The organism is Pseudomonas grandcourensis (assembly GCF_039909015.1).
GTDB lineage: Bacteria > Pseudomonadota > Gammaproteobacteria > Pseudomonadales > Pseudomonadaceae > Aquipseudomonas > Aquipseudomonas grandcourensis.
This window is the reverse complement of the sequence record NZ_CP150919.1, coordinates 3,787,550-3,807,484: the sequence shown is the minus strand read 5'-3', so window position 1 is coordinate 3,807,484 and position 19,935 is coordinate 3,787,550. Positions and strand designations below refer to the sequence as shown.

Annotated in this window: 18 protein-coding genes; 15 read left to right on the top strand and 3 right to left on the bottom strand. The window is 61.0% G+C overall.

Annotation, left to right across the window (positions count from 1 at the left end):
- Positions 1–77: 77 nt before the first annotated feature.
- Positions 78–1,022 (bottom strand): transporter, encoded by a 945-nt coding sequence (locus AABM52_RS16955; protein ID WP_347907021.1) that lies wholly within the window; start codon positions 1,020–1,022, stop codon positions 78–80.
- Positions 1,023–1,230: 208 nt separating this feature from the next.
- Between AABM52_RS16955 and AABM52_RS16950 the strand changes: the two genes are divergently transcribed.
- From AABM52_RS16950 to AABM52_RS16900, 11 genes are all read left to right on the top strand, one after another.
- Positions 1,231–2,271, top strand: coding sequence for an AraC family transcriptional regulator (locus AABM52_RS16950; protein ID WP_347907019.1), 1,041 nt, complete (start codon positions 1,231–1,233; stop codon positions 2,269–2,271).
- Between the two features lie 251 nt (positions 2,272–2,522).
- The gene (locus AABM52_RS16945) at positions 2,523–3,410 is read left to right on the top strand and encodes a Dyp-type peroxidase (protein ID WP_347907017.1); all 888 of its coding nucleotides are present in this window, start codon (positions 2,523–2,525) and stop codon (positions 3,408–3,410) included.
- 16 nt (positions 3,411–3,426) lie between these two features.
- Complete coding sequence (locus AABM52_RS16940) at positions 3,427–4,395, top strand: Gfo/Idh/MocA family oxidoreductase (protein ID WP_347907015.1); 969 nt, start codon at positions 3,427–3,429, stop codon at positions 4,393–4,395.
- A gap of 212 nt (positions 4,396–4,607) precedes the next feature.
- A complete protein-coding gene (locus AABM52_RS16935) occupies positions 4,608–5,360 on the top strand; it encodes a GntR family transcriptional regulator (RefSeq protein ID WP_347907013.1) in 753 nt (250 codons plus the stop codon).
- Positions 5,357–7,087, top strand: coding sequence for a fumarate reductase/succinate dehydrogenase flavoprotein subunit (locus AABM52_RS16930; RefSeq protein ID WP_347907011.1), 1,731 nt, complete (start codon positions 5,357–5,359; stop codon positions 7,085–7,087). Before AABM52_RS16935 ends, AABM52_RS16930 begins: the two co-directional genes overlap by 4 nt.
- A 26-nt stretch (positions 7,088–7,113) precedes the next feature.
- Positions 7,114–7,359, top strand: coding sequence for a ferredoxin family protein (locus AABM52_RS16925; RefSeq protein ID WP_008050632.1), 246 nt, complete (start codon positions 7,114–7,116; stop codon positions 7,357–7,359).
- A gap of 169 nt (positions 7,360–7,528) precedes the next feature.
- Positions 7,529–8,935 (top strand): ABC transporter substrate-binding protein, encoded by a 1,407-nt coding sequence (locus AABM52_RS16920; protein ID WP_347907009.1) that lies wholly within the window; start codon positions 7,529–7,531, stop codon positions 8,933–8,935.
- Positions 8,936–9,070: 135 nt separating this feature from the next.
- Complete coding sequence (locus tag AABM52_RS16915; RefSeq protein WP_347907007.1) at positions 9,071–9,853, top strand: ABC transporter permease; 783 nt, start codon at positions 9,071–9,073, stop codon at positions 9,851–9,853.
- Positions 9,853–10,701: an ABC transporter ATP-binding protein gene (locus AABM52_RS16910; RefSeq protein WP_347907005.1), complete on the top strand. Its 849-nt coding sequence runs from the start codon at positions 9,853–9,855 to the stop codon at positions 10,699–10,701. Before AABM52_RS16915 ends, AABM52_RS16910 begins: the two co-directional genes overlap by 1 nt.
- Entirely contained in the window at positions 10,698–11,660 is a 963-nt protein-coding gene (locus AABM52_RS16905) for a HEAT repeat domain-containing protein (RefSeq protein WP_347907003.1), read from the top strand. Before AABM52_RS16910 ends, AABM52_RS16905 begins: the two co-directional genes overlap by 4 nt.
- Positions 11,657–11,935 carry a DUF971 domain-containing protein gene (locus AABM52_RS16900; protein WP_347907001.1) on the top strand — a complete coding sequence of 93 codons (279 nt, stop codon included), beginning with the start codon at positions 11,657–11,659 and terminating at the stop codon, positions 11,933–11,935. The genes AABM52_RS16905 and AABM52_RS16900 overlap by 4 nt, the downstream gene beginning before the upstream one ends.
- Positions 11,936–12,004: 69 nt before the next feature.
- Here AABM52_RS16900 and AABM52_RS16895 read toward each other — a convergent pair whose 3' ends face one another.
- Both AABM52_RS16895 and AABM52_RS16890 read right to left on the bottom strand, forming a co-directional pair.
- The gene (locus AABM52_RS16895; RefSeq protein ID WP_347906999.1) at positions 12,005–12,724 is read right to left on the bottom strand and encodes an AAA family ATPase; all 720 of its coding nucleotides are present in this window, start codon (positions 12,722–12,724) and stop codon (positions 12,005–12,007) included.
- Entirely contained in the window at positions 12,724–13,467 is a 744-nt protein-coding gene (locus tag AABM52_RS16890; RefSeq protein ID WP_347906997.1) for an ABC transporter permease, read from the bottom strand. The genes AABM52_RS16895 and AABM52_RS16890 overlap by 1 nt, the downstream gene beginning before the upstream one ends.
- Before the next feature lie 627 nt (positions 13,468–14,094).
- On the opposite strand from AABM52_RS16890, the gene lexA reads away from it, so the two are divergent.
- From lexA to AABM52_RS16870, 4 genes are read left to right on the top strand one after another with little or no spacing between them, the layout of a single operon-like run.
- Positions 14,095–14,712 carry a transcriptional repressor LexA gene (lexA, locus tag AABM52_RS16885; RefSeq protein WP_347906995.1) on the top strand — a complete coding sequence of 206 codons (618 nt, stop codon included), beginning with the start codon at positions 14,095–14,097 and terminating at the stop codon, positions 14,710–14,712.
- Positions 14,712–15,329 (top strand): translesion DNA synthesis-associated protein ImuA, encoded by a 618-nt coding sequence (imuA, locus tag AABM52_RS16880; protein ID WP_056724376.1) that lies wholly within the window; start codon positions 14,712–14,714, stop codon positions 15,327–15,329. Before lexA ends, imuA begins: the two co-directional genes overlap by 1 nt.
- A gap of 7 nt (positions 15,330–15,336) precedes the next feature.
- Positions 15,337–16,752, top strand: a complete 1,416-nt coding sequence (locus AABM52_RS16875; protein ID WP_347906993.1) for a DNA polymerase Y family protein — start codon at positions 15,337–15,339, stop codon at positions 16,750–16,752.
- The gene (locus tag AABM52_RS16870; protein WP_347906991.1) at positions 16,728–19,826 is read left to right on the top strand and encodes an error-prone DNA polymerase; all 3,099 of its coding nucleotides are present in this window, start codon (positions 16,728–16,730) and stop codon (positions 19,824–19,826) included. The genes AABM52_RS16875 and AABM52_RS16870 overlap by 25 nt, the downstream gene beginning before the upstream one ends.
- The last annotated feature ends 109 nt before the right edge of the window (positions 19,827–19,935 follow it).

Here is a 19,935-nt window from a genome sequence, read left to right as displayed (position 1 = left end):
TCGCGAGCAGGCTCACTCCCACATTTGGAATGCATTCCAATGTAGGAGTGAGCCTGCTCGCGATAGCGTCAACTCAGTCAGAACGCATAGGGAATACTGACCTTCGCCCAAAGCATTTCCCCTTCAGGCCGGTTTTCCACGTCGAACTCCTTGGCCCAGCGAATCTCCGCGCTGGCGTATTTGAGAAAGGTCCAGTGCAGCGCTGGACCAATGGCAAACACCTGCCCGCGCACCCCGTCGTTCACGTCCTGGCCATTGAACTGAACGGTGTGGCCGAACTGTTTGTCGTCGGTGGTTTGCTTGAGGTAGTAGCCGTTCAACCCGAGCATCAGGTCGTCGGTGATCTTGAAACTGGCCGAATAGTCGAAGTGGAAGATCTGCCCCGACTTGTAATCGGTGTCCTTGTTTTTCCCGTTGAAACTGTAGGTGGTCTTCATCGACACCTCGGTTCTGTCCGTCGGCAGCCAGGTGAAGGAAAACAGTGGTTTGTAGGTGTAGAAGTTGTTGCTGGTGTTGGCCAGGCGATCAACGCTGTATTCGCCGGTCGGCACGGTGACTTCAATGGCGGCGCCGAGGGTCAGGTTTGGGCCCATGTCCCAGAGAATGATCGGCGCGACCGTGGTGTCGCCCATGCCTTCGCGGGTGTCCTGCAAGCCGAACACCGAGACTTCCTGCTTGAGCCAGGGCTGCGCGATATAGCCCGCCAGCCGGCCGCCAAACACTCGCACCGGGCTGAGGTAGTCCAGGCGCGGAATGACCGCCGTGGACTCGATCTCGACGTTCGGCACCTTGCCGCCTAGGGAGCTGATATTGAGCTTCGTGGCTTTGTAGTGGTTGTAGTAGAGGTTGAACGCAACCATGTTGTCCGGAAGGCTGTCGGGCGAAAGCGGCAACATGAAAAAGCCGTCGGTGCCGGTGCCGATGTTGTCCACGCCAGCCTCGGTGGCCAGTGCCGGTTGCAGGGCGCAGACGCCGGCCAGGCCAATGACCAGTAGGGGAAGTGTCGTGCGGGTCGGGATCATGGGTGTTCTCATTATTATTGTTAGCGGGCTGTCCGGCATCCATACGAGGGCCGCAACATAGAAATAAGCTGTCTGCGCCCTGCAAGGCAGGGTATTGGCGGCCATTTAGGGGGACTTCTGCGGACAGCCTTTGCACCCTGTGCTAACTTCCTTCGACATAACCGGTTACAAAAATAAGAATGCAGCTCGACCCGGAATGTATAGCCCCATGCAAATGAAAGTGACCGATCCCACCTTTGAACTGGCGCTGGTGTCGCCGTTTCTCCTGCAGACCCTGGCCGAAGTCGCCGAGCAAAAAGGCATCCACCCACAGAGCCTGTGCCGAGGGCTGGGTTTTACCTTTGAGGACCTGCAGGACCCGGCGCAGCGCATTTCCTATCGCCAGGCCGTGGCCATGATTCAGCGCGCGCTCAAGGCCTTGCCCAATCAGGGGTTGGGCCTGTGGGTCGGTGCGCAGAATGTGCTTGGTACGCTGGGGTTGTTGGGGCATGTGTTGTCGCTGTGCAAGACCCTGCGCGATGCCTTTGAACTGGGCATTCGCCATCAACACACCTCTGGCGGCATTGTCGTGTCGAGTGTGGAGGAGGCGGCGGATCGGGTGTTTATCGACGTTGAATGCCGCTTGCCGTTCGCCGACGTGCAGTTGTTCGCGGTCGAGGAGTTTTTCGCCAGCCTGCTGGTGTACGGCCGGGCGCTGGTCGGGGCGGATTTCAAGCCGATGGCCGTGGAGTTCATGCATGCCGCGCCGGACTACCTCGGCGAATATTCGCGCCTGCTGGGGCCGGACGTGCGTTTCGGTTGTCTGCAAAACCGCATGGTGATCGATGCGCATTGGCTGGGCGTTCACCTGCCCAATCACCATTCCCTGGCCCTGCGTCAGGCCGTGAAACTGCTCGAGCTGGAAGCCGCGCAGGTGCACCAGAAAATGGACCTGATCCAGGCCGTGGAACGGGCGATTGCCCGGGACCTGACCGAAGGCAGCCACATCGAGAAAATCGCCGGCGACCTGAACATGAGCAGCCGCACCTTGCGCCGCCGCCTCACCGAACACGCGCTGACCTTCGAAACGCTGCTGGAGCAAGTGCGCCAGGCCCGCACCATGAGCCTGCTGGCCAACCCGGACATGTCCATCGAGCGCATCACCGAGGAAGTCGGCTACAGCGACGTGCGCAGCTTTCGCCGGGCGTTCAAGCGCTGGACCGGCATGAGCCCGAGTGCGTTCCGCAACGAAAGCACCGGCGTGGTCTGATCCTTTTGTGGCGAGTGGCTTCTGTGGCGAGGGGGCTTGCCCCCGTTGGAGCGCGTAGCGCTCCCCTACATTTTCAGACATACCGAGTCGGCAGGTTTTGGGGCTGCTTCGCAACCCAACGGGGGCAAGCCCCCTCGCCACAGAAGCCCGCTCGCCACACAAGCCCCCCCTTGCCACAGTTTCCTGGCCTCTGACGACACACAAACTCTCGTACTCCGGTTAAACTCTGTGCTCTTTTTCAAGGAGTTCATATGAGCCATTACCAGCCGGGCATTCTCGCCACCCCCGTTCCGCCTCAAGCCCGCCATATGTTCTTCGCCCTCGAATCCGCCGAAGCATTGCCAGTCGCACTCGACAACTTGATGCAACTGGTGGACGGGAAATCGGCTGTCGTCGGCTTCGGCGAATCCCTGGTCAAGGCGCTGAATGGGCAGATCGAAGGCCTGCGTACTTTCCCGGCACTGACTGGGGTCGGCGTCGACAACCCGTCAACCCAGCACGCGCTCTGGTGCTGGCTGCACGGTGAAGACCGTGGTGAGTTGCTCAACCGCAGCAACGCCATCGAAGCGGCACTGGCCCCGGCGTTGCGCCTGGTGCAGATGAACGAAACCTTCCGCCACATGACCGGCCATGACCTGACCGGTTTCGAAGACGGCACCGAGAACCCCCACGACGCAGCCGCTGTGGCCGCAGCCCTGGTGGGTGAGGGCGCGGACGGTACGGTGGGTGGCAGCTTCGCCGCGATCCAGCAGTGGCAGCATGATTTGAAAGGTTTCCATGGGCTGTCGGCGGATGAGAAAGACAACATCATGGGCCGCCGCTTGAGCGATAACGAAGAGATCGACGACGCGCCGGTTTCCGCCCACGTCAAACGCACCGCCCAGGAAAGCTTTGCGCCCGAGGCCTTCGTGGTGCGCCGCTCGATGCCATGGATCGAAGGCGACCGCGCTGGCCTGATGTTCCTGGCCTTCGGTTTTTCCCTCGACGCCTTCGAAGCCCAACTGCGCCGCATGAGTGGCCTGGAAGACGGCATCACCGACGGTCTGTACCGCATCAGCCGTCCGATCACCGGTGGTTACTACTGGTGCCCGCCGCTCAAGGATGGTCGACTGGACCTGCGCGCATTGCGCGTCGGCTGAGCAGCAAGGAGTGCCTATGAACCTGGTGCGCTGGGGCATGATCGGTTGTGGCAGTGTGGCTGAACGCAAAAGCGCGCCGGCCTTCTACAAGGCGCCCGGATCGGCGTTGGTGGCGGTGATGGGCCGGCGCCTGGAAGCCGTCACCGACTACGCCGCGCGCCACGGCATCGCGCGGGTCTACACCGATGCGCAGGCGCTGATCAACGATCCCGAGGTCGACGCGGTGTACATCGCCACGCCGCCCGACAGCCATCACGCCTATGCCTTGCAGGTGGCCGCCGCCGGCAAGCATTGCTGCGTCGAAAAACCGATGGCGCTGAATGCCGGGCAAAGCCGCGAGATGCAGCAGGTGTTTGCCGATGCCGGGCTGCACCTGTTCGTGTCCTATTACCGGCGTTCGCTGCCACGCTTCCGGCAAGTGCGGCAATGGCTGGAGGAGGGACGGATCGGCGAGGTCCGGCACTTGAGCTGGACCCTCACCAAAGCCCCGTCGGCAGCGGATCAAAACGGCAGTGATAACTGGCGCACGGACCCGGCGATTGCCGGTGGTGGCTATTTTGCGGATCTGGCCAGCCATGGCCTGGACCTGTTTCAGTACCTGTTCGGCGATATCGTCGAAGTCGCTGGGTTCACCGCGCGGCAGGCGGGTTTGTACGCGGCCGAAGATGCCGTCAGCGCCACCTGGCGGTTTGCCAGCGGGGCGCTGGGCATGGGCTGCTGGAACTTCGTAGCAGACCGTCGCGAAGACCGGGTCGAAGTGATTGGCAGCAAAGGCCGGATCACTTTTTCAGTATTCGATGAGCACCCGGTCGAACTGCACGCCGATGAACACCTCAGCCTGACCATCGAGCATCACGCCCACATTCAGTGGCACCACGTATTGGGCATGAATGCGCATATTCGCGGCGAGGCGCAGCACCCGGCCGTGGCCGAACAGGCGCTGAAGACCGATTGGGTGATGGACCAGATCCTCAAGCGGCACTGATTCTTCAGACCACACAAATCCCCTGTAGGAGCGAGCGATAGCGGTTTCACATTCAACATTGAAGTCGACTGACCCGCCGCCATCGCGAGCAGGCTCGCTCCTACAGTTTTTGGTTGCTTCGCACTTCTAACCTTATGCGCATTCGGTATTTCTCAAGCCTGTCATAACTTCTCTAAGATCACGTCATAACTCGTTATAACAAGTGATCTGCCATGACCGATAACGTTCTATCCCTGAGCAGCGTCCCGTTACACACCCAGCTGCGAGACGTGCTGCGTGCCCGCATCCTCGACGGCAAATACCCCCAAGACAGCCAGATGCCTTCCGAAAGCGAGCTTGGCACGTTGTTCAAGGTCAGCCGCATCACCGTGCGCCAGGCCTTGGGTGACCTGCAAAAGGAAGGGCTGATCTTCAAGATCCACGGCAAAGGCACCTTCGTCGCCAAACCGAAAACCTTCCAGAACGTCAGCACCCTGCAAGGCCTGGCTGAGTCCATGACTGGTCGCGGCTATGAGGTGATCAACCGCCTGCGCAGTTTCAAATTCATTGCCGCCGACAAGCTCGTCGCCGAGCGTTTGCAGGTGGCCGAAGGCGAGGTCGTGGCGCAGATCAAACGGGTGCGCCTGATCAACCGCGAGCCGATTTCCCTGGAAATCACTTACCTGCCCAAGGCCGTTGGTGAGCGCCTGGAAAAAGCCGACCTGGTCACCCGCGACATTTTCCAGATCCTGGAAAACGACTGCGGCCTGACCCTGGGGCACGCCGACCTGGCCATCGATGCGGTACTGGCCGACAGCGACCTGACTCGGGCGCTGAATGTCGAACCTGGCTCGCCAATCATGCGCATCGAGCGCCTGACCCACGATGTCGAGGGTCGGCCGCTGGACTTCGAACACCTTTACTACCGTGGCGATGCCTTCCAGTACCGCCTGCGGATCGACCGGCAAAAAGGGGAGCAGGCATGACGCGCAGCACGTTGGAGCAGGAATACGACATCGTTGTCATTGGCGGCGGCACCGCCGGCCCGATGGCGGCGATCAAGGCCAAGGAACGCAACCGCGACCTGCGGGTGTTGTTGATCGACAAGGCCAACGTCAAGCGCAGCGGCGCGATCAGCATGGGCATGGACGGCCTGAACAACGCGATCATTCCCGGCCACTCGACGCCTGAGCAATACACCAAGGAAATCACCATCGCCAACGACGGCATCGTCAATCAGGCTGCGGTGTACGCCTATGCCACCCACAGTTTCGAGACCATCGAGCAACTGGACCGCTGGGGCGTGAAATTCGAGAAGGACGAAACCGGCGACTACGCGGTGAAAAAGGTCCACCACATGGGCGCTTATGTGTTGCCGATGCCGGAAGGGCACGACATCAAGAAAGTCCTCTATCGGCAGTTGAAGCGCGCGCGGGTGAGCATCACCAATCGCCTGGTCTGCACCCGATTGCTGACGGATGAGGAGGGCGCGGTCAACGGCGTGATGGGCTTCGACTGCCGCACCGCGGACTTCCATGTGATCAAGGCCAAGGCGGTGATCCTCGCCTGCGGTGCCGCCGGACGCCTGGGGTTGCCGTCCTCGGGCTACCTGATGGGCACCTATGAAAACCCGACCAATGCCGGCGACGGCTACTCGATGGCTTACCACGCCGGAGCCGAGCTGGCGAACCTGGAGTGTTTCCAGATCAACCCGCTGATCAAGGATTACAACGGCCCGGCCTGCGCCTACGTCACCGGCCCCTTGGGCGGCTACACCGCCAACAACAAGGGCGAACGCTTCATCGAGTGCGACTACTGGAGCGGGCAGATGATGTGGGAATTCCACCAGGAGCTGGAAAGCGGCAATGGCCCGGTGTTCCTCAAGCTCGATCACCTGGCCGAGGAAACCATCCAGAACATCGAAGAGATCCTGCACAGCAACGAGCGTCCGAGTCGCGGCCAGTTCCACGCCAATCGCGGCACCGACTACCGCACGCAGATGGTCGAGATGCACATCTCGGAAATCGGCTTTTGCAGCGGGCATTCGGCGTCGGGGGTGTGGGTCAACGAGAAAGCCGAGACCTCGGTCAAGGGCTTGTACTCAGCCGGGGACATGGCTGCCGTGCCGCACAACTACATGCTCGGCGCGTTCACCTATGGCTGGTTCGCCGGCAACAACGCGGCGGATTTTGTCGCCGGGCGTGAGTTTTCGGCCCTGGATGCCCGGCAGATCGAAACCGAAAAACAACGGGTTTACGCACCGCTGGATCGTGAGCACGGCCTGCCACCGGCTCAGGTCGAATACAAGCTGCGGCGCTTCGTCAACGACTACCTGCAACCGCCGAAAGTGACCAAGAAGATGCAGATCGGCCTGCAACGCTTCAGCGATATCCAGCGCGATCTCGACCAGATCAAGGCCCACAACGCCCACGAGCTGATGCGCGCCATGGAAGTCAGCATGATCCGCGACTGCGCCGAAATGGCCGCCCGTGCTTCATTGTTCCGCGCCGAAAGCCGCTGGGGGCTTTACCACCACCGCGTCGATCACCCGCAACGCAACGACCGCGACTGGTTCTGCCATTGCCACCTGAAGAAAGACGAAAACGGTTTGATGAGCAGTTTCAAGAAAGCCGTCGAGCCTTACATCATCCCGCTGGATGCCGACGAGATGCAGGCTTACGACCGGCTGCGGGTCGGCGCGGATGCCGCCTGAGCATCACCCAAGAGAGAGACCGTGAAATGGCCTATCAAGCCCAGGAAATCTTCTTCCGTTCCAACGCCCCCGTCACCGTCGACGAGGACAAATGCATCGCCCACAAAGGCTGCACCGTGTGCGTCGACGTCTGCCCGATGGACCTGCTGGCGATCAACCCGGCCACGCAAAAGGCCTACATGGCATTCGATGAATGCTGGTACTGCATGCCCTGTGAAAAGGACTGCCCGACGGGCGCTGTGAAAGTCGAGATCCCATATCTGCTGCGCTGAAACACAAATCAATGTAGGAGCGAGCCTGCTCGCGAAGAGGCCAGCCCAAACAACGCTAAAACGCCATCCGGCACCACCGGACGCCTGATTCAAGACACCCCTCGTTTCCCACCACGCCCTGATCGTGGCGGAGACGAACATCCAATAAATGATTCGAGGGGAAACACTCATGATGTTGCGTGCAGCTTTGGCCGGTCTGGTACTGGCTTCATTCACCCTGTCGGCCTCGGCCGAAACCATCCGCATTGCCATCGGCACCCAGGACACCACCATCAACTGCGCCGCTGGCGGATTGTTGATTCGCGAACTCGGGCTGCTGGACAAATACCTGCCCCACGATGGCCCCTACAAAGACGCCCAATACGAAGTGCAGTGGAAAAACTTCACCAGCGGCGCTCCCCTGACCAACGAAATGGTGGCCGGCAAACTCGACTTCGGCGCCATGGCCGACTTCCCCGGCGCGTTCAACGGCGTGGCGTTCGAAACGGCGGGCAAGCACAGCCTGTTCATCAGCGTGCTGTCGGGCAGCATCAAGGGCAGCGGCAACGGCATCGTGGTGCCAAGCGCATCGGGCGTGCAGTCCCTGGCAGAGCTCAAGGGCAAGACCATTTCCGTGCCGTTCGCTTCCACCGCCCATGGCATGCTGCTGCGCGCCGTCGCGGCCCAGGGCTGGGACCCGCTCAAAGACGTGAACATCATCGCCCAGCCGCCGGAAGTCGCCGGCTCCGCGTTGCAGGCCGGCAAGATCGATGCACACGCTGACTTCGTGCCCTTCGCCGAACTTTTCCCCAGCCGTGGTTTCGCCCGCAAGATTTATGACGGCGCCCAAGCCAACGCGCCGACCTTCCACGGTGCGCTGGTCGATCAGGCCTATGCGAAAAAGTACCCGGAAATCGTTGTCGCTTACCTGCGGGCGAGTATCGAAGCCAACCAGCTGTTGGCGGCTGAGCCGGAGAAATACAGCGAGTTGATCGCCAAGGTCACCGGGGTCGATGCCGAGGTCAATTATCTGTTCCATGGCCCCCTCGGTGTGCAGACTCGCGACCTGAGCTGGAAGCCGGAATACCGTCAGGCCGTGGGCACCGCCATCGACACCCTCAAGTTGTTGAAAAAGGCCGATCGAGGTCTGGATCTCAACACCTTCATCGACGACCAATACATCCGCGCCGCCTTCAAGGCTTCGAACCTGGATTACAGCGCACAACTGGCCAGTTATGGGCAGGCGCCGCTCAAGGCCGTCGATGCCACCAGCGGCCAGGCCATCACCGACTTCAGCCACGTGGCGGAAATCTGGGTACGCGGTGAGCCGAAAGTCCGCCAGTACGCCTCGGCGCAAGCGGCGTTTACCGCGCTGGCCAGCCTCAAGCAGGAAGGCAGGAGCATCCGCGCGGTGTACGCCCAGGCCAGCGACAGCGGGATCAAGCTGCTGGCGGATCAGGCGTGGTTTGCCACCGATGGGAAAGGGCAACTGAGTGCGTTCCTGCTCAAAGGCCAGGCCCAACAGTTCGCCACGGCGCAGGGCGGCAAGGTCCTCGACTTCACTGATGCCACTGCGCAGGCCGTGGCTGTTCGCTAACAGCCGAAACACCACAGCCCCCTGTAGGAGCGAGCCTGCTCGCGAAGCGGTGGGTCAGTCGACATCAATGTTGAACGTGAAACCGCTATCGCGAGCAGGCTCACTCCTACAAGGTTTGGGTCGAGAGGAGGATTTGTGTACCGATCATATTCACGCTGGATCCTCAGAGCCGTATCCTTGCTGCTCTGCCTCGTATTCTGGCAACTCGCCGCCAGCCACCACTGGAACCTCGGCCTGGTGACCTTCGCCAACGTCCCGACACCCGTGGCGGTCATTGAAGCCGCCCTCGGCCTCGGTGACTCGGGCAAACTCGCGCAGCACCTGGGTAGCAGCCTCGGCCGGGTGTTCGCCGGTTACCTCGCGGCGCTGATCATCGGCGTGGCCCTGGGCCTGGCCATCGGCCGCTCGAAATGGGCCGAAGATCTGTTGCTGCCACCCCTGGAAGTGCTGCGCCCGATCCCGGCGGTGGCGTGGATTCCCCTGGCGATCCTGATGTTTCCCTCCTCGGAACTGTCGATGGTGTTCATCACCTTCACCGGCGCACTGTTCCCGATCCTGCTCAACACCGTGCACGGCGTCGAGGGCGTCGACCCACGGCTGATCGCCTCGGCGAAAAGCCTCGGGGCAGGGCGCCGGGCAATCCTGCTGGAGGTCGTTCTGCCGGGTGCCGCGCCCAGCATTATCACCGGCCTGGCCATCGGCATGGGCACCTCGTGGTTCTGCCTGGTGACGGCGGAAATGATCTCCGGCCAATTCGGCATCGGCTATTACACCTGGGAGTCCTACACCATCCAGAACTACGCCGACATCGTGGTCGGTATGTTGCTGATCGGCGTGCTCGGGATGGGCAGCAGTCTGTTGATCAAGCGTCTGGGCGGGCTGTTCACGCCCTGGCATCGACCACGAGGAAAAGCCTGATGAGCGTTTTTCAACACCTGGAAGGGCGTATCGATATTCGCGGGCTGTCGATCAGCCTGGGCGAGGGCGACACTGCTTTCGAAGCGGTGCAGGGCCTCGACTGCCAGATCGAGCCGGGGCAGTTCGTGTGCATTCTCGGGCCGTCCGGTTGCGGCAAGTCCACCTTGCTCGGCGCCCTGGCCGGCCACCTGCAACCGCGCACAGGCACGCTGAATGTCGATGGCGCAGCGGTGTCGGGCCCATCGCCCCAGCGCGGCATGGTGTTCCAGCAGCACACACTGTTTCCGTGGCGCACGGTGCGCGACAACGTGGCGTTCGGCTTGAAAATGCAAGGCATCGGCAAGGCCGAACGGCATAAGGCGGCGGATGAAATCCTCGCGCTGGTGGGCCTTGAAGGTTTCGCCGAGCGCTGGCCCGATCAACTGTCCGGCGGTATGCAGCAGCGAGTGGAAATCGCTCGGGTGCTGGTCAACCGTCCGCGCCTGTTGCTGATGGACGAACCCTTCGGTGCCCTCGATGCCCTGACCCGATTGAACATGCAGGAACTGCTGCTGGACATCTGGACGCGCATCCGCACCACCGTGGTGTTTGTCACCCATGACATCGACGAAGCGCTGTTCCTCGCCGATCGCCTGCTGGTCATGAGCTCGCGCCCCGGACGAATCATCGAAGACCTGCGCCTGGACTTCCCCCGGCCGCGCAGCACGGAACTGGTGACCCGCCCTGAGTTCTCGCACCTCAAGCGCCATTGCCTCGAACTCCTGCGGCACGAAGACGGCCGGCAACTGCCGCGCCTGAACCCGCTCGGACTTCCCCTTGAAAACAAACTGCCGCGATTTGCCCTATGACCTCATTATTCGATGTAACCGATAACGACGACATTCTTGCCCTGCAACCGCGCCTGACCGATGACGACCCCGGCGTGCGCCGGATCGCACTGATCGAACTGGCCGATCTCGAGGAGCCGGACGGCCTGCAGTGGTTGATCAATCGCCTGGCCGAAGACCCGATTGCAGACGTTCGCGCCGAAGCCGCACGCCTGCTGGAAGCCTGGGAGGACGAGCCGGTGGTCGAAGCGTTGTGCCAGGCGCTGACGGATCCATCCCCGGCGGTGCAGGTGGCCGCTGCGCAAAGCCTCAGCCTGCTCAAGAGTGAAGCGGCGGGCCGGGTCATCCTGCCGTGGACCGGGCACGCCGACAGCGGCGTACGTATTGCCGCGTTCAGGGCGCTGCGCGAGTTGCGTTGCCCCGATGCCGCCGATGCGGCGGCCCGGGCACTGGACGATGAAAGCGCCAGCGTACGCCGCGAGGCGGTGGGCGTGCTCGGCTGGCTCAAGCAACTCGATGCCTTGCCGGCACTGGCGCGGCTGGCCAGCACCGACCCGGACACTGAAGTTCGGCGTGCCGCCACCGGGGCCTTGGGCCTGGCGTCTGACGCACAGGTGCTGCCGGCCCTGCGCCAGGCCTTGCGCGATGATGCCTGGCAAGTCCGCGAAGAAGCCGCCACCACCCTGGGCAAGGTCGGCCACCTCGACGCTGGCCCGGCCCTGATCGACGCCTTGGGCGACGATTACTGGCAAGTGCGCCTGCGCGCCACCCGCAGCCTCGGTCGCTTGCGTTTTGTACCTGCCCTGGACGCGTTGATCGACACCCTCGGCCACCGCATCAGCAACCTGCGCAAGGAAGCCGCGTTGGCCTTGGGCGAATTGAACGACCCTGGGGCCATTGCGGCATTGCAGGCCGCTCAAGACGACGGTGACCCTGAAGTGCGCAAAGCCGTGCGTATTGCCTTGAGCCAACTGCAATGAACCCGCTGGCGATTGGCAATTCCCGCAGCAAACAGCAGTTGCGACTGAACTGGCCGGATGGTCGCGAACAGGTGTTCGAACACGCCGAACTGCGCCGGCAGTGCCCGTGCTCGCAGTGCCGGGCGTTTCGGTTGCGGGGGATGGCGCCGATGGTGGATGCGCGGGTTCAGGTGATCGAGTTGCACTCGCAGGGCTATGGTTTGCAACTGGTCTTCAGCGATGGGCATGAGCGGGGGATTTATCCGTGGGCTTATCTTGCTGGGCTTACCGACTGAATCGAACTCCATTCCTCATCGGGAGCTGTCGCGGTCTGAGGCAGCTCCCCCGTGTGCGCTTCCCGTTGCTTATGTTGCGAATACAGGTTCAGTAACGGCTCGGATAAATGCATCGTCCACAGTCTTTACGCCATACCGATGCATGAACTCACTAGCATTGGCAAAGCGATTGAAGCGTTGCTGGCTAATCATGAAAAAATAATCACAGTGGTTAATTACCTCATCAACATTATGCGAGGAAACCAGAATAGCGGTGCCCTCCCTGGCGGCGCCGTGAAGGCATTGCCAAATATAGCGACGAAATTCTGGATCTATACCGGCAGTAGGTTCGTCGAGAATCACGAAGTCTGCAGAAATTGAAAGAAGAGAGAGAGTAAAGAACCAGCGTGTCTCTCCGTAGCTGCATAGCGATGATTTTTTGTTCCATATGTCTTGATATCGGTCAACTATCGCAGGGCTCCACGCGCTTAGTTTTTTCAGGGTTTTATCTTGCGTCATGCGTTCGCTTGATGACAGCGCGGTCACCATTTTAAAGATGTCACGCATGCGCAACGGTGGGGGAGTGGAGATGATTTGAGAAAGGTATAAAAAGTGACTGAAGTCGTTTTTTATGAAGCCGGACTTTGCTTTTTTAAGGTCACAAACGATATCGAAAAAAGTTGTTTTGCCAGATCCATTCGGCCCCAGAATACCGACAATGTCGCCTTGAGCAACCTCAAGAGATGCCTGGGTCAAGAGGGGCTTGTCCGTATAGGAGAAGTCAATGCTCTGCGCCGTGAATTTTTTCATCAGTATCGACTCCATACGGGATTGATTCTTAGGTGTTTGAAGGTTTTGTGCAGTACTGAAATAAATAAAATAATTATTGCTGTCGTGATGAGTTTGTTGGATTCAAGGCCTTGTTCCATTATCTGGCTTGCAAGTGTCAGTGGGTTTGCGAGGTTCAAAGCGTCGGTAATGTGGTTTGATCTGCTGGCACTCATTACGCCGAGAATCAGCATGCAGAACGAAAAAATGGAAAGCAAAGTGTTCGAGTTCTGGAAGTTGATCGGTAACAATGAGAAAGCAGCCCCGATCGCGCAAAACATGATAAAGCAGATGTAAAAGCGTAGTGCGATATTTAGTAGTTCATTGAGGTCGTGGTTTCCGAATGGGAACTTGGTTGTTAAGTAAAAGGCTGTGCAATAAGATATCGATATTAATGAGTAAGCTATGAAGTGCGACAAAAGAAAAATCAGTTTTGATTCTTTGGAGTAAATAAACGATCGAGTGAATCCGCTTTCCCTTCTTCCGATTATGTAAAAGGCGAATCCAAATAATGCGACACTAGAAGAGATATAAGCATAAAACCATGCTGAAATCGTAATGTAATTGCTCGAAAAGTAGTTGGGGTCTTGTCTGGTTATTGCAAAAAAATAGAACATCGCACAAGGTGATATCATGATCCAGAACAAGGCGATGGGTTCTTTTAGTTGTTCTTTTATGAATATGGACGTTAGGGCGAGAACTCTGGGCAGAATATTTTTAGGCATGATTGATTTCTCTATGAGGGTGGGGTTGTTGCTTCTTTTCTATCGTTAATTGAATGGCGTTTTCCAGGTTTGTTGTTTTTCATTTTGCTTTTGCTCGTGTGGTTTGTCGTTTGATATTAAGAGGTGTTGCAAGAATTAGTTGATTTTAGTGTTTGGTGCAAGCGAGGTTTTTTTTTGTGTTGTAAGACTTTTCCTATAAGGTTTTAAGGTGCGTCCTACATGATGTTGGGAGCCTTAGTGGTTTGGTTCGATTCTAGTGTGGCTAGTTTCTGGCGTGGAACTGTGAAAATCCTTTTTGAAACTGTGTTTTAGTTTTCGGTAAGCAGAAATAATCTTGCTATGTTGAGTAAAATATTTCTGTAGGAGTAAATGTGCGTTTTGCACTTTTTTTATGGATTTTTATTTTCTTCAGATACTAATTTTTTTAGAAAGGCGACGAACGGTAGACCCTGTTTTTTGATCGTCCGTTTTGTTCGAGCAAGGAGCGCTGGACGTTACGTTTGAACCGGCCTCCTGTAGGAGCTGCAGCAGGCTGCGATCTTTTTGCTCTGGCCTCAAGAGATCGCAGCCTCGTATCACTCGACAGCTCCTACAAGTCCTTGCCAGGAAAAAGCCAAAAGAGTACAAATGTACTCCATGACGACTCTGACTCCCCGCCGTACCGCCATCCTGACCTTTATCCGCGATCGCATCGCAGAGCACGGTCAGCCTCCGAGCCTCGCTGAAATCAGCGAGGCGTTCGGTTTCGCCTCCCGCAGCGTGGCGCGCAAGCATGTGCTGGCGTTGACCGAAGCCGGGTTTATCGAGGTCAACCCGCATCAGGCCCGGGGCATTCGCCTGCTCGGGCAGCCGCCGCGTCCCGAGTTGCTGGACATCCCGGTGCTCGGCCGGGTGGCGGCTGGTGCGCCGATCGGTGCCGATGCCGAGGTGCACAGCCGCTTGCTGCTCGATCCGTCGATCTTCTCGCGGGTGCCGGACTACATGTTGCGGGTGCGGGGTGATTCGATGATCGAGGACGGCATTCTCGACGGCGATCTGGTGGGCGTGCACCGCAGCCCCGAGGCCGTTAATGGCCAGATCGTCGTGGCGCGGCTCGACGGCGAAGTCACCATCAAGCGCTTCGAGCGGGTCGGCGATGTGGTTCGCCTGCTGCCACGCAACCCGGCCTACCAGCCGATCATTGTCGAGGCCGACCGGGACCTGGCCATCGAAGGCGTGTTCTGTGGCCTGGTGAGGCAAGGCTGATGGGCGCCGTCGTTGCGCTGGATACGCTGTTCAATGGCGGCCAGGTCTGGAAGGGCCGGCCTGCGCCACCGGCCGCCAGCCCGCAACCCACCGGGCATGCCGCGCTGGACGCCGCGTTGCCCAGCGGTGGCTGGCCGGAGGCGGCGCTGACGGAAATCCTGTTGGCCGGGCAGGGCGTGGGCGAGCTACAACTGGTGTGGCCGACGCTGGCACGGCTGTCGGCGGCGGGCGAGCGCATCGTGCTGGTGGCGCCGCCTTATGTGCCGTACCCCCAGGCGTGGCAGGGCGCCGGGGTCGATCTGCGTCAGTTGTCGATCATCCAGGCCAGCGAGCGCGATGCGCTGTGGGCCGCGGAACAATGCCTGCGTTCGGGCAGTTGCGGTGCGGTGCTGTGCTGGCCGCACAAGGCCGATGACCGCGCCTTGCGCCGCTTGCAGGTGGCGGCGGAAACCGGCCAGACCCTGGCCTTCGCCTATCGTCCCCTCGGTGAAGCGATCAACCCTTCGCCGGCAGCCTTGCGCATTGCCATCGATGCCCGACCGGCACAACTGCGCGTGCTCAAGTGTCGCGGCGGCCTGGCCCGTTCGGCGCCGATTGCCTTCGCCGTGGGGCATTGAGGTTGCCATGCGCTGGGTCTGCATTCTTTTCCCGCAATTGGCGCTGGACGCGGTATTGCGTCAGCGCGCCGATCCCGATGAACCCCTGGCGTTGCTGACCGGCCCGGCCCAGCGCCGGGTGCTGCAGGCCGTCAACGGTACGGCGCGGGCGCTGGGCTTGCGTCCCGGCCAGTCCATGAGCGCGGCACAGGCCTTGAGCAAAGGCTTTGTCACGGCCGAATACGACGCCGCTGAAATCGAACACTGGCAGCAGTTTCTCGCCGCCTGGGCCTATCGCTTCAGTTCCCAGGTCAGCGTGCACTACCCCCGGGCCCTGGTGTTCGAGATCGAATCCAGCCTCGGCCTGTTCGGCGCCTGGCCGCAATTCGAAGCGCTTGTGCGCCGTGAGCTCGGCGAACTGGGGTTTCGGCACCGCATCGTGGCCGCGCCCAACCCGGTGGCGGCGCGGGTGCTGGCCAACGCCTATGACGGTCTGGTGGTCCCGGACGATCAAGCCTTGCAGTATCACCTGGGGCAAATGCCCGTCGACCGGATCGGCCTCGAAGCACCGGTTGCCACGGCCTTGTCGCGCATGGGCCTGCGTACCTTGAGCCAGGTGCAGGCGCTGCCCCGGCATAGCCTGGCCCGGCGTTTCGAGGCCCAGGTGCTCAAGCATCTGGATGCCCTGTCGGGGTCGCGGCGGCTGGCGCTGGCGTTTTACCTGCCGCCGGACCGCTTCGATGTGCGTATCGAGCTCAATTTCGATGTGCAGTCCCATCAAGCCTTGCTGTTTCCGTTGCGCCGGTTGACCGGCGACCTGTCGGCGTTCCTCTGCGGTCGCGACAGCGGCGTCCAGCGTTTCGACCTGCATCTGGAACACACCGGGTTGCCGGATACGCTCATCAAGGTCGGCCTGCTCAGCGCCGAGCGCGATCCGGCGATGCTCTTCGAACTGGCCCGGGGGCGGCTGGAGCAGGTCCAGGTCGAGGCGCCGGCGCGTGGCTTTCGCCTGCGCGCCGAGGATTTGCCGACCTTCGTGCCCCAGCATCAGGAGCTGTTCGACGATCGCCCGCAGCAGTCCTTGCCCTGGGAGCAACTGCGCGAACGCCTGCGTGCACGGCTGGGGGATGACGCGGTGCATGGCCTGCGCTTCCAGGCCGATCACCGCCCCGAGTGTGCGTGGCAGGCCAGTGCCGACAGCCAGCCTTGCGCGGTGCCGGCCGCGGTGAAGCGGCCGGGCTGGCTGCTGACTGAACCGCTGGCCGTGCATCAGGGCTCGGCGCGCATCCTCATGGGGCCGGAGCGTATCGAGTCCGGTTGGTGGGACGGCGACGACGTACGCCGTGACTATTACCTGATCGAAACCCGTGCCGGCCAACAGGGCTGGGCCTACCGGGCGGTCGGTGAGGACGGCCCGCTATGGTTGCAGGGCTGGTTCGCATGAACATCGACTATGCCGAACTGCACTGCCTGTCGAACTTCAGCTTCCAGCGTGGTGCCTCCAGTGCCCTCGAGCTGTTCCAGCGTGCGAAAAAGCAGGGTTATCAGGCCCTGGCCATCACTGACGAATGCACCCTGGCGGGCATCGTTCGCGCCTGGCAAGCGGCGAAGTCCGTGGAGTTGCCGCTGATCATCGGCAGTGAAATACGCATCGAGAACGGTCCGAAACTGGTGCTGCTGGTGGAGAGTCTCGAGGGCTATCAGGCGCTGTGCCGATTGATCACCCGCGCCCGGCGCCGCACGCAGAAAGGCCAGTATCAGGTGCTGCGCGAAGACTTCAGCGAACCCTTGCCGGGATTGCTGGCGTTGTGGGTGCCGGACGCTGTCGATGCCTTTGAACAGGGCTGCTGGCTCAAACAGGTCTTCGCCGAGCGCCTGTGGCTGGCGGTGCAGTTGCATCGCGGTCAGGACGATGCCCGGCGCCTGAACGATCTGCTGACCCTGGCCAGGGAGTTGCGCATTGCGGCCGTGGCCAGTGGCGATGTGCACATGCACGCGCGCGGCCGGCGTGCCTTGCAGGACACCATGACCGCGATCCGTTATCACCTGCCGGTGGCCGATGCCGGATTGCGCCTGCACCCCAACGGCGAACGCCATCTGCGCAGCCTCGACGTGCTGCAGGCACTTTATCCGCCCGGCTTGCTGGCCGAAACGCTGAACATCGCCCGGCGCTGCAGCTTTGATCTTGGTCAGTTGCGTTACCAGTACCCCCGTGAACTGGTGCCGCAAGGGCACTCGGCCACCTCGTGGCTACGTCATTTGACCGAGGAAGGCATCGAGTGGCGCTGGCCAAAAGGGCCGAAAAGCGAAGTGCTGGTGCAGATCGACAAGGAGCTGCAACTGATCGCGGAGCTGGGCTATGAAAGCTATTTCCTGACGGTCCACGACATCGTCCGCTTTGCCCGCCAGCAACAGATTCTTTGTCAGGGTCGTGGTTCGGCCGCCAACTCGGCAGTGTGCTTCGCCCTGGGGATCACCGAAATCGATCCGGATCGCACCACGTTGCTGTTCGAGCGCTTTCTGTCCAAGGAACGTAACGAACCGCCGGACATCGACGTCGATTTCGAGCATGAGCGCCGCGAGGAAGTCTTGCAGTACGTGTTCCAGCGTTATGGCCGGACCCGGGCCGCATTGACGGCGGTGGTCAGCACTTACCACGCCGCCGGAGCGGTACGGGATGTGGCCAAGGCACTGGGCTTGCCGCCGGACCAGATCAACGCACTGGCCGATTGTTGCGGGCACTGGAGCGATGAAACGCCTCCCGTTGAACGTCTGCGCGAGGGCGGTTTCGACCCGCAGAGCCCGGTGCTGCACCGGGTGTTGAGCCTGACGGGGCAGTTGATCGGCTTCCCCCGGCATTTGTCCCAGCACCCCGGTGGTTTCGTGATTTCCGAGCAGCCGCTGGACAGTCTGGTGCCGGTGGAAAATGCCGCCATGGCCGAGCGCACCATCATCCAGTGGGACAAGGATGACCTCGATGCAGTCGGATTGCTCAAGGTCGATATCCTGGCGCTGGGCATGCTCAGCGCGATTCGCCGATGTTTCGATCTGCTGCGCCGGCACCGGGGGCTGGACTTGAGCCTGGCGACCATCCCGTCCGAAGATGCGGCTACCTACGAAATGATCGGTCGGGCCGACACCATCGGCGTGTTCCAGATCGAATCCCGGGCGCAGATGTCAATGCTGCCGAGGCTCAGGCCGAAGACGTTTTACGATCTGGTGATCGAGGTCGCCATCGTTCGGCCGGGGCCGATCCAGGGCGGCATGGTGCATCCGTACCTGCGGCGACGGAACAAGGAAGAACCGGAGGCGTATCCGTCGCCGGAGCTGGAAGTGGTACTCAAACGCACCCTCGGCGTGCCGCTGTTTCAGGAACAGGTGATGCAGATCGCCATCGTCGCTGCCGACTACAGCCCCGGCGAGGCCGACCAGCTACGTCGTTCCATGGCCGCCTGGAAACGCCACGGCGGGCTAGAACCGCACAAGGAACGGCTGGCCGCCGGAATGAAGAAAAACGGCTACACCGCCGAGTTTGCCGCGCAGATTTTCGAGCAGATCAAGGGCTTTGGCAGCTATGGTTTTCCCGAGTCCCACGCGGCCAGTTTTGCCTTGCTGACTTACGCCAGTTGCTGGTTGAAATGCCACGAGCCGGCGGCCTTCGCCTGTGCGCTGATCAACAGTTGGCCGATGGGGTTCTACAGCCCGGACCAGATTCTGCAGGACGTTCGGCGTCATCATTTGCAGGTTCGTCCGGTGGACGTGCGCGCCAGTGACTGGGATTGCAGCCTGGAGCCGATCGCCGGTGCGCAACCGGCGATTCGCTTGGGGTTGCGCATGATCAAGGGCTTTCGCGAGGACGATGCCCGACGCATCGAGGCGGCACGCTCCAAAGGCGCGTTTGCCGACATCGCCGACCTCGGCGAACGGGCGCGACTCGATGCCCGCGCCCAGGAGCAACTGGCCGATGCCGGCGCGTTGCGTGGCCTGGCCGGCGACCGGCATCGGGCACGCTGGGAGGTGGCCGGGGTACAAAAGCAGCTGGGTTTGTTCGCCGGCGTGCCGAGCCAGGAGGAGGACGCGGTGTCGTTGCCAAAGCCCACCGTGGGCGAGGACCTGCAAGCCGATTACGCCAGTGTCGGCACCACCCTCGGGCCACATCCGCTGGCCCTGTTGCGCGGTGAGTTGAAGGCGCGGCGCTGTCGCAGTTCGAAGGAGTTGCTGGACGTCGAGCACGGTCGGCCAGTCAGCGTTGCCGGGCTGGTCACCGGCCGACAACGCCCGGCCACCGCCAGCGGCGTGACCTTCGTCACCCTTGAGGACGAGTTCGGCAACGTCAATGTAGTGGTGTGGCGCGACCTGGCCGAGCGGCAGCGCCAGGTGTTGGTCGGCTCGCAGCTGCTCAAGGTCGATGGGCGTTGGGAGAAAGAGGGCGAAGTGCGGCACTTGATTGCCGGACGCTTGAGTGACCTGAGTGAGTTGCTGGATGGCATTACTGTGCGGAGCCGGGATTTCCACTGATCCACGGCGAGAGAGCTTTTGTGGCGAGGGGGCTTGCCCCCGTTCGGCGGCGAAGCCGTCGTAAAATCGGTGAATGCAGTGTGCCTGAAATTATTGCGGTGATTGGTTT

Bases quoted from the DNA above. Each gene is read 5' to 3' on its own strand.
- AABM52_RS16955 (WP_347907021.1), bottom strand. From the start codon at position 1,022: ATGATCCCGACCCGCACGACACTTCCCCTACTGGTCATTGGCCTGGCC.
- AABM52_RS16950 (WP_347907019.1), top strand. From the start codon at position 1,231: ATGCAAATGAAAGTGACCGATCCCACCTTTGAACTGGCGCTGGTGTCG.
- AABM52_RS16945 (WP_347907017.1), top strand. From the start codon at position 2,523: ATGAGCCATTACCAGCCGGGCATTCTCGCCACCCCCGTTCCGCCTCAA.
- AABM52_RS16940 (WP_347907015.1), top strand. From the start codon at position 3,427: ATGAACCTGGTGCGCTGGGGCATGATCGGTTGTGGCAGTGTGGCTGAA.
- AABM52_RS16935 (WP_347907013.1), top strand. From the start codon at position 4,608: ATGACCGATAACGTTCTATCCCTGAGCAGCGTCCCGTTACACACCCAG.
- AABM52_RS16930 (WP_347907011.1), top strand. From the start codon at position 5,357: ATGACGCGCAGCACGTTGGAGCAGGAATACGACATCGTTGTCATTGGC.
- AABM52_RS16925 (WP_008050632.1), top strand. From the start codon at position 7,114: ATGGCCTATCAAGCCCAGGAAATCTTCTTCCGTTCCAACGCCCCCGTC.
- AABM52_RS16920 (WP_347907009.1), top strand. From the start codon at position 7,529: ATGATGTTGCGTGCAGCTTTGGCCGGTCTGGTACTGGCTTCATTCACC.
- AABM52_RS16910 (WP_347907005.1), top strand. From the start codon at position 9,853: ATGAGCGTTTTTCAACACCTGGAAGGGCGTATCGATATTCGCGGGCTG.
- AABM52_RS16905 (WP_347907003.1), top strand. From the start codon at position 10,698: ATGACCTCATTATTCGATGTAACCGATAACGACGACATTCTTGCCCTG.
- AABM52_RS16900 (WP_347907001.1), top strand. From the start codon at position 11,657: ATGAACCCGCTGGCGATTGGCAATTCCCGCAGCAAACAGCAGTTGCGA.
- AABM52_RS16895 (WP_347906999.1), bottom strand. From the start codon at position 12,724: ATGAAAAAATTCACGGCGCAGAGCATTGACTTCTCCTATACGGACAAG.
- AABM52_RS16890 (WP_347906997.1), bottom strand. From the start codon at position 13,467: ATGCCTAAAAATATTCTGCCCAGAGTTCTCGCCCTAACGTCCATATTC.
- lexA (WP_347906995.1), top strand. From the start codon at position 14,095: ATGTACTCCATGACGACTCTGACTCCCCGCCGTACCGCCATCCTGACC.
- imuA (WP_056724376.1), top strand. From the start codon at position 14,712: ATGGGCGCCGTCGTTGCGCTGGATACGCTGTTCAATGGCGGCCAGGTC.
- AABM52_RS16875 (WP_347906993.1), top strand. From the start codon at position 15,337: ATGCGCTGGGTCTGCATTCTTTTCCCGCAATTGGCGCTGGACGCGGTA.
- AABM52_RS16870 (WP_347906991.1), top strand. From the start codon at position 16,728: ATGGTTGCAGGGCTGGTTCGCATGAACATCGACTATGCCGAACTGCAC.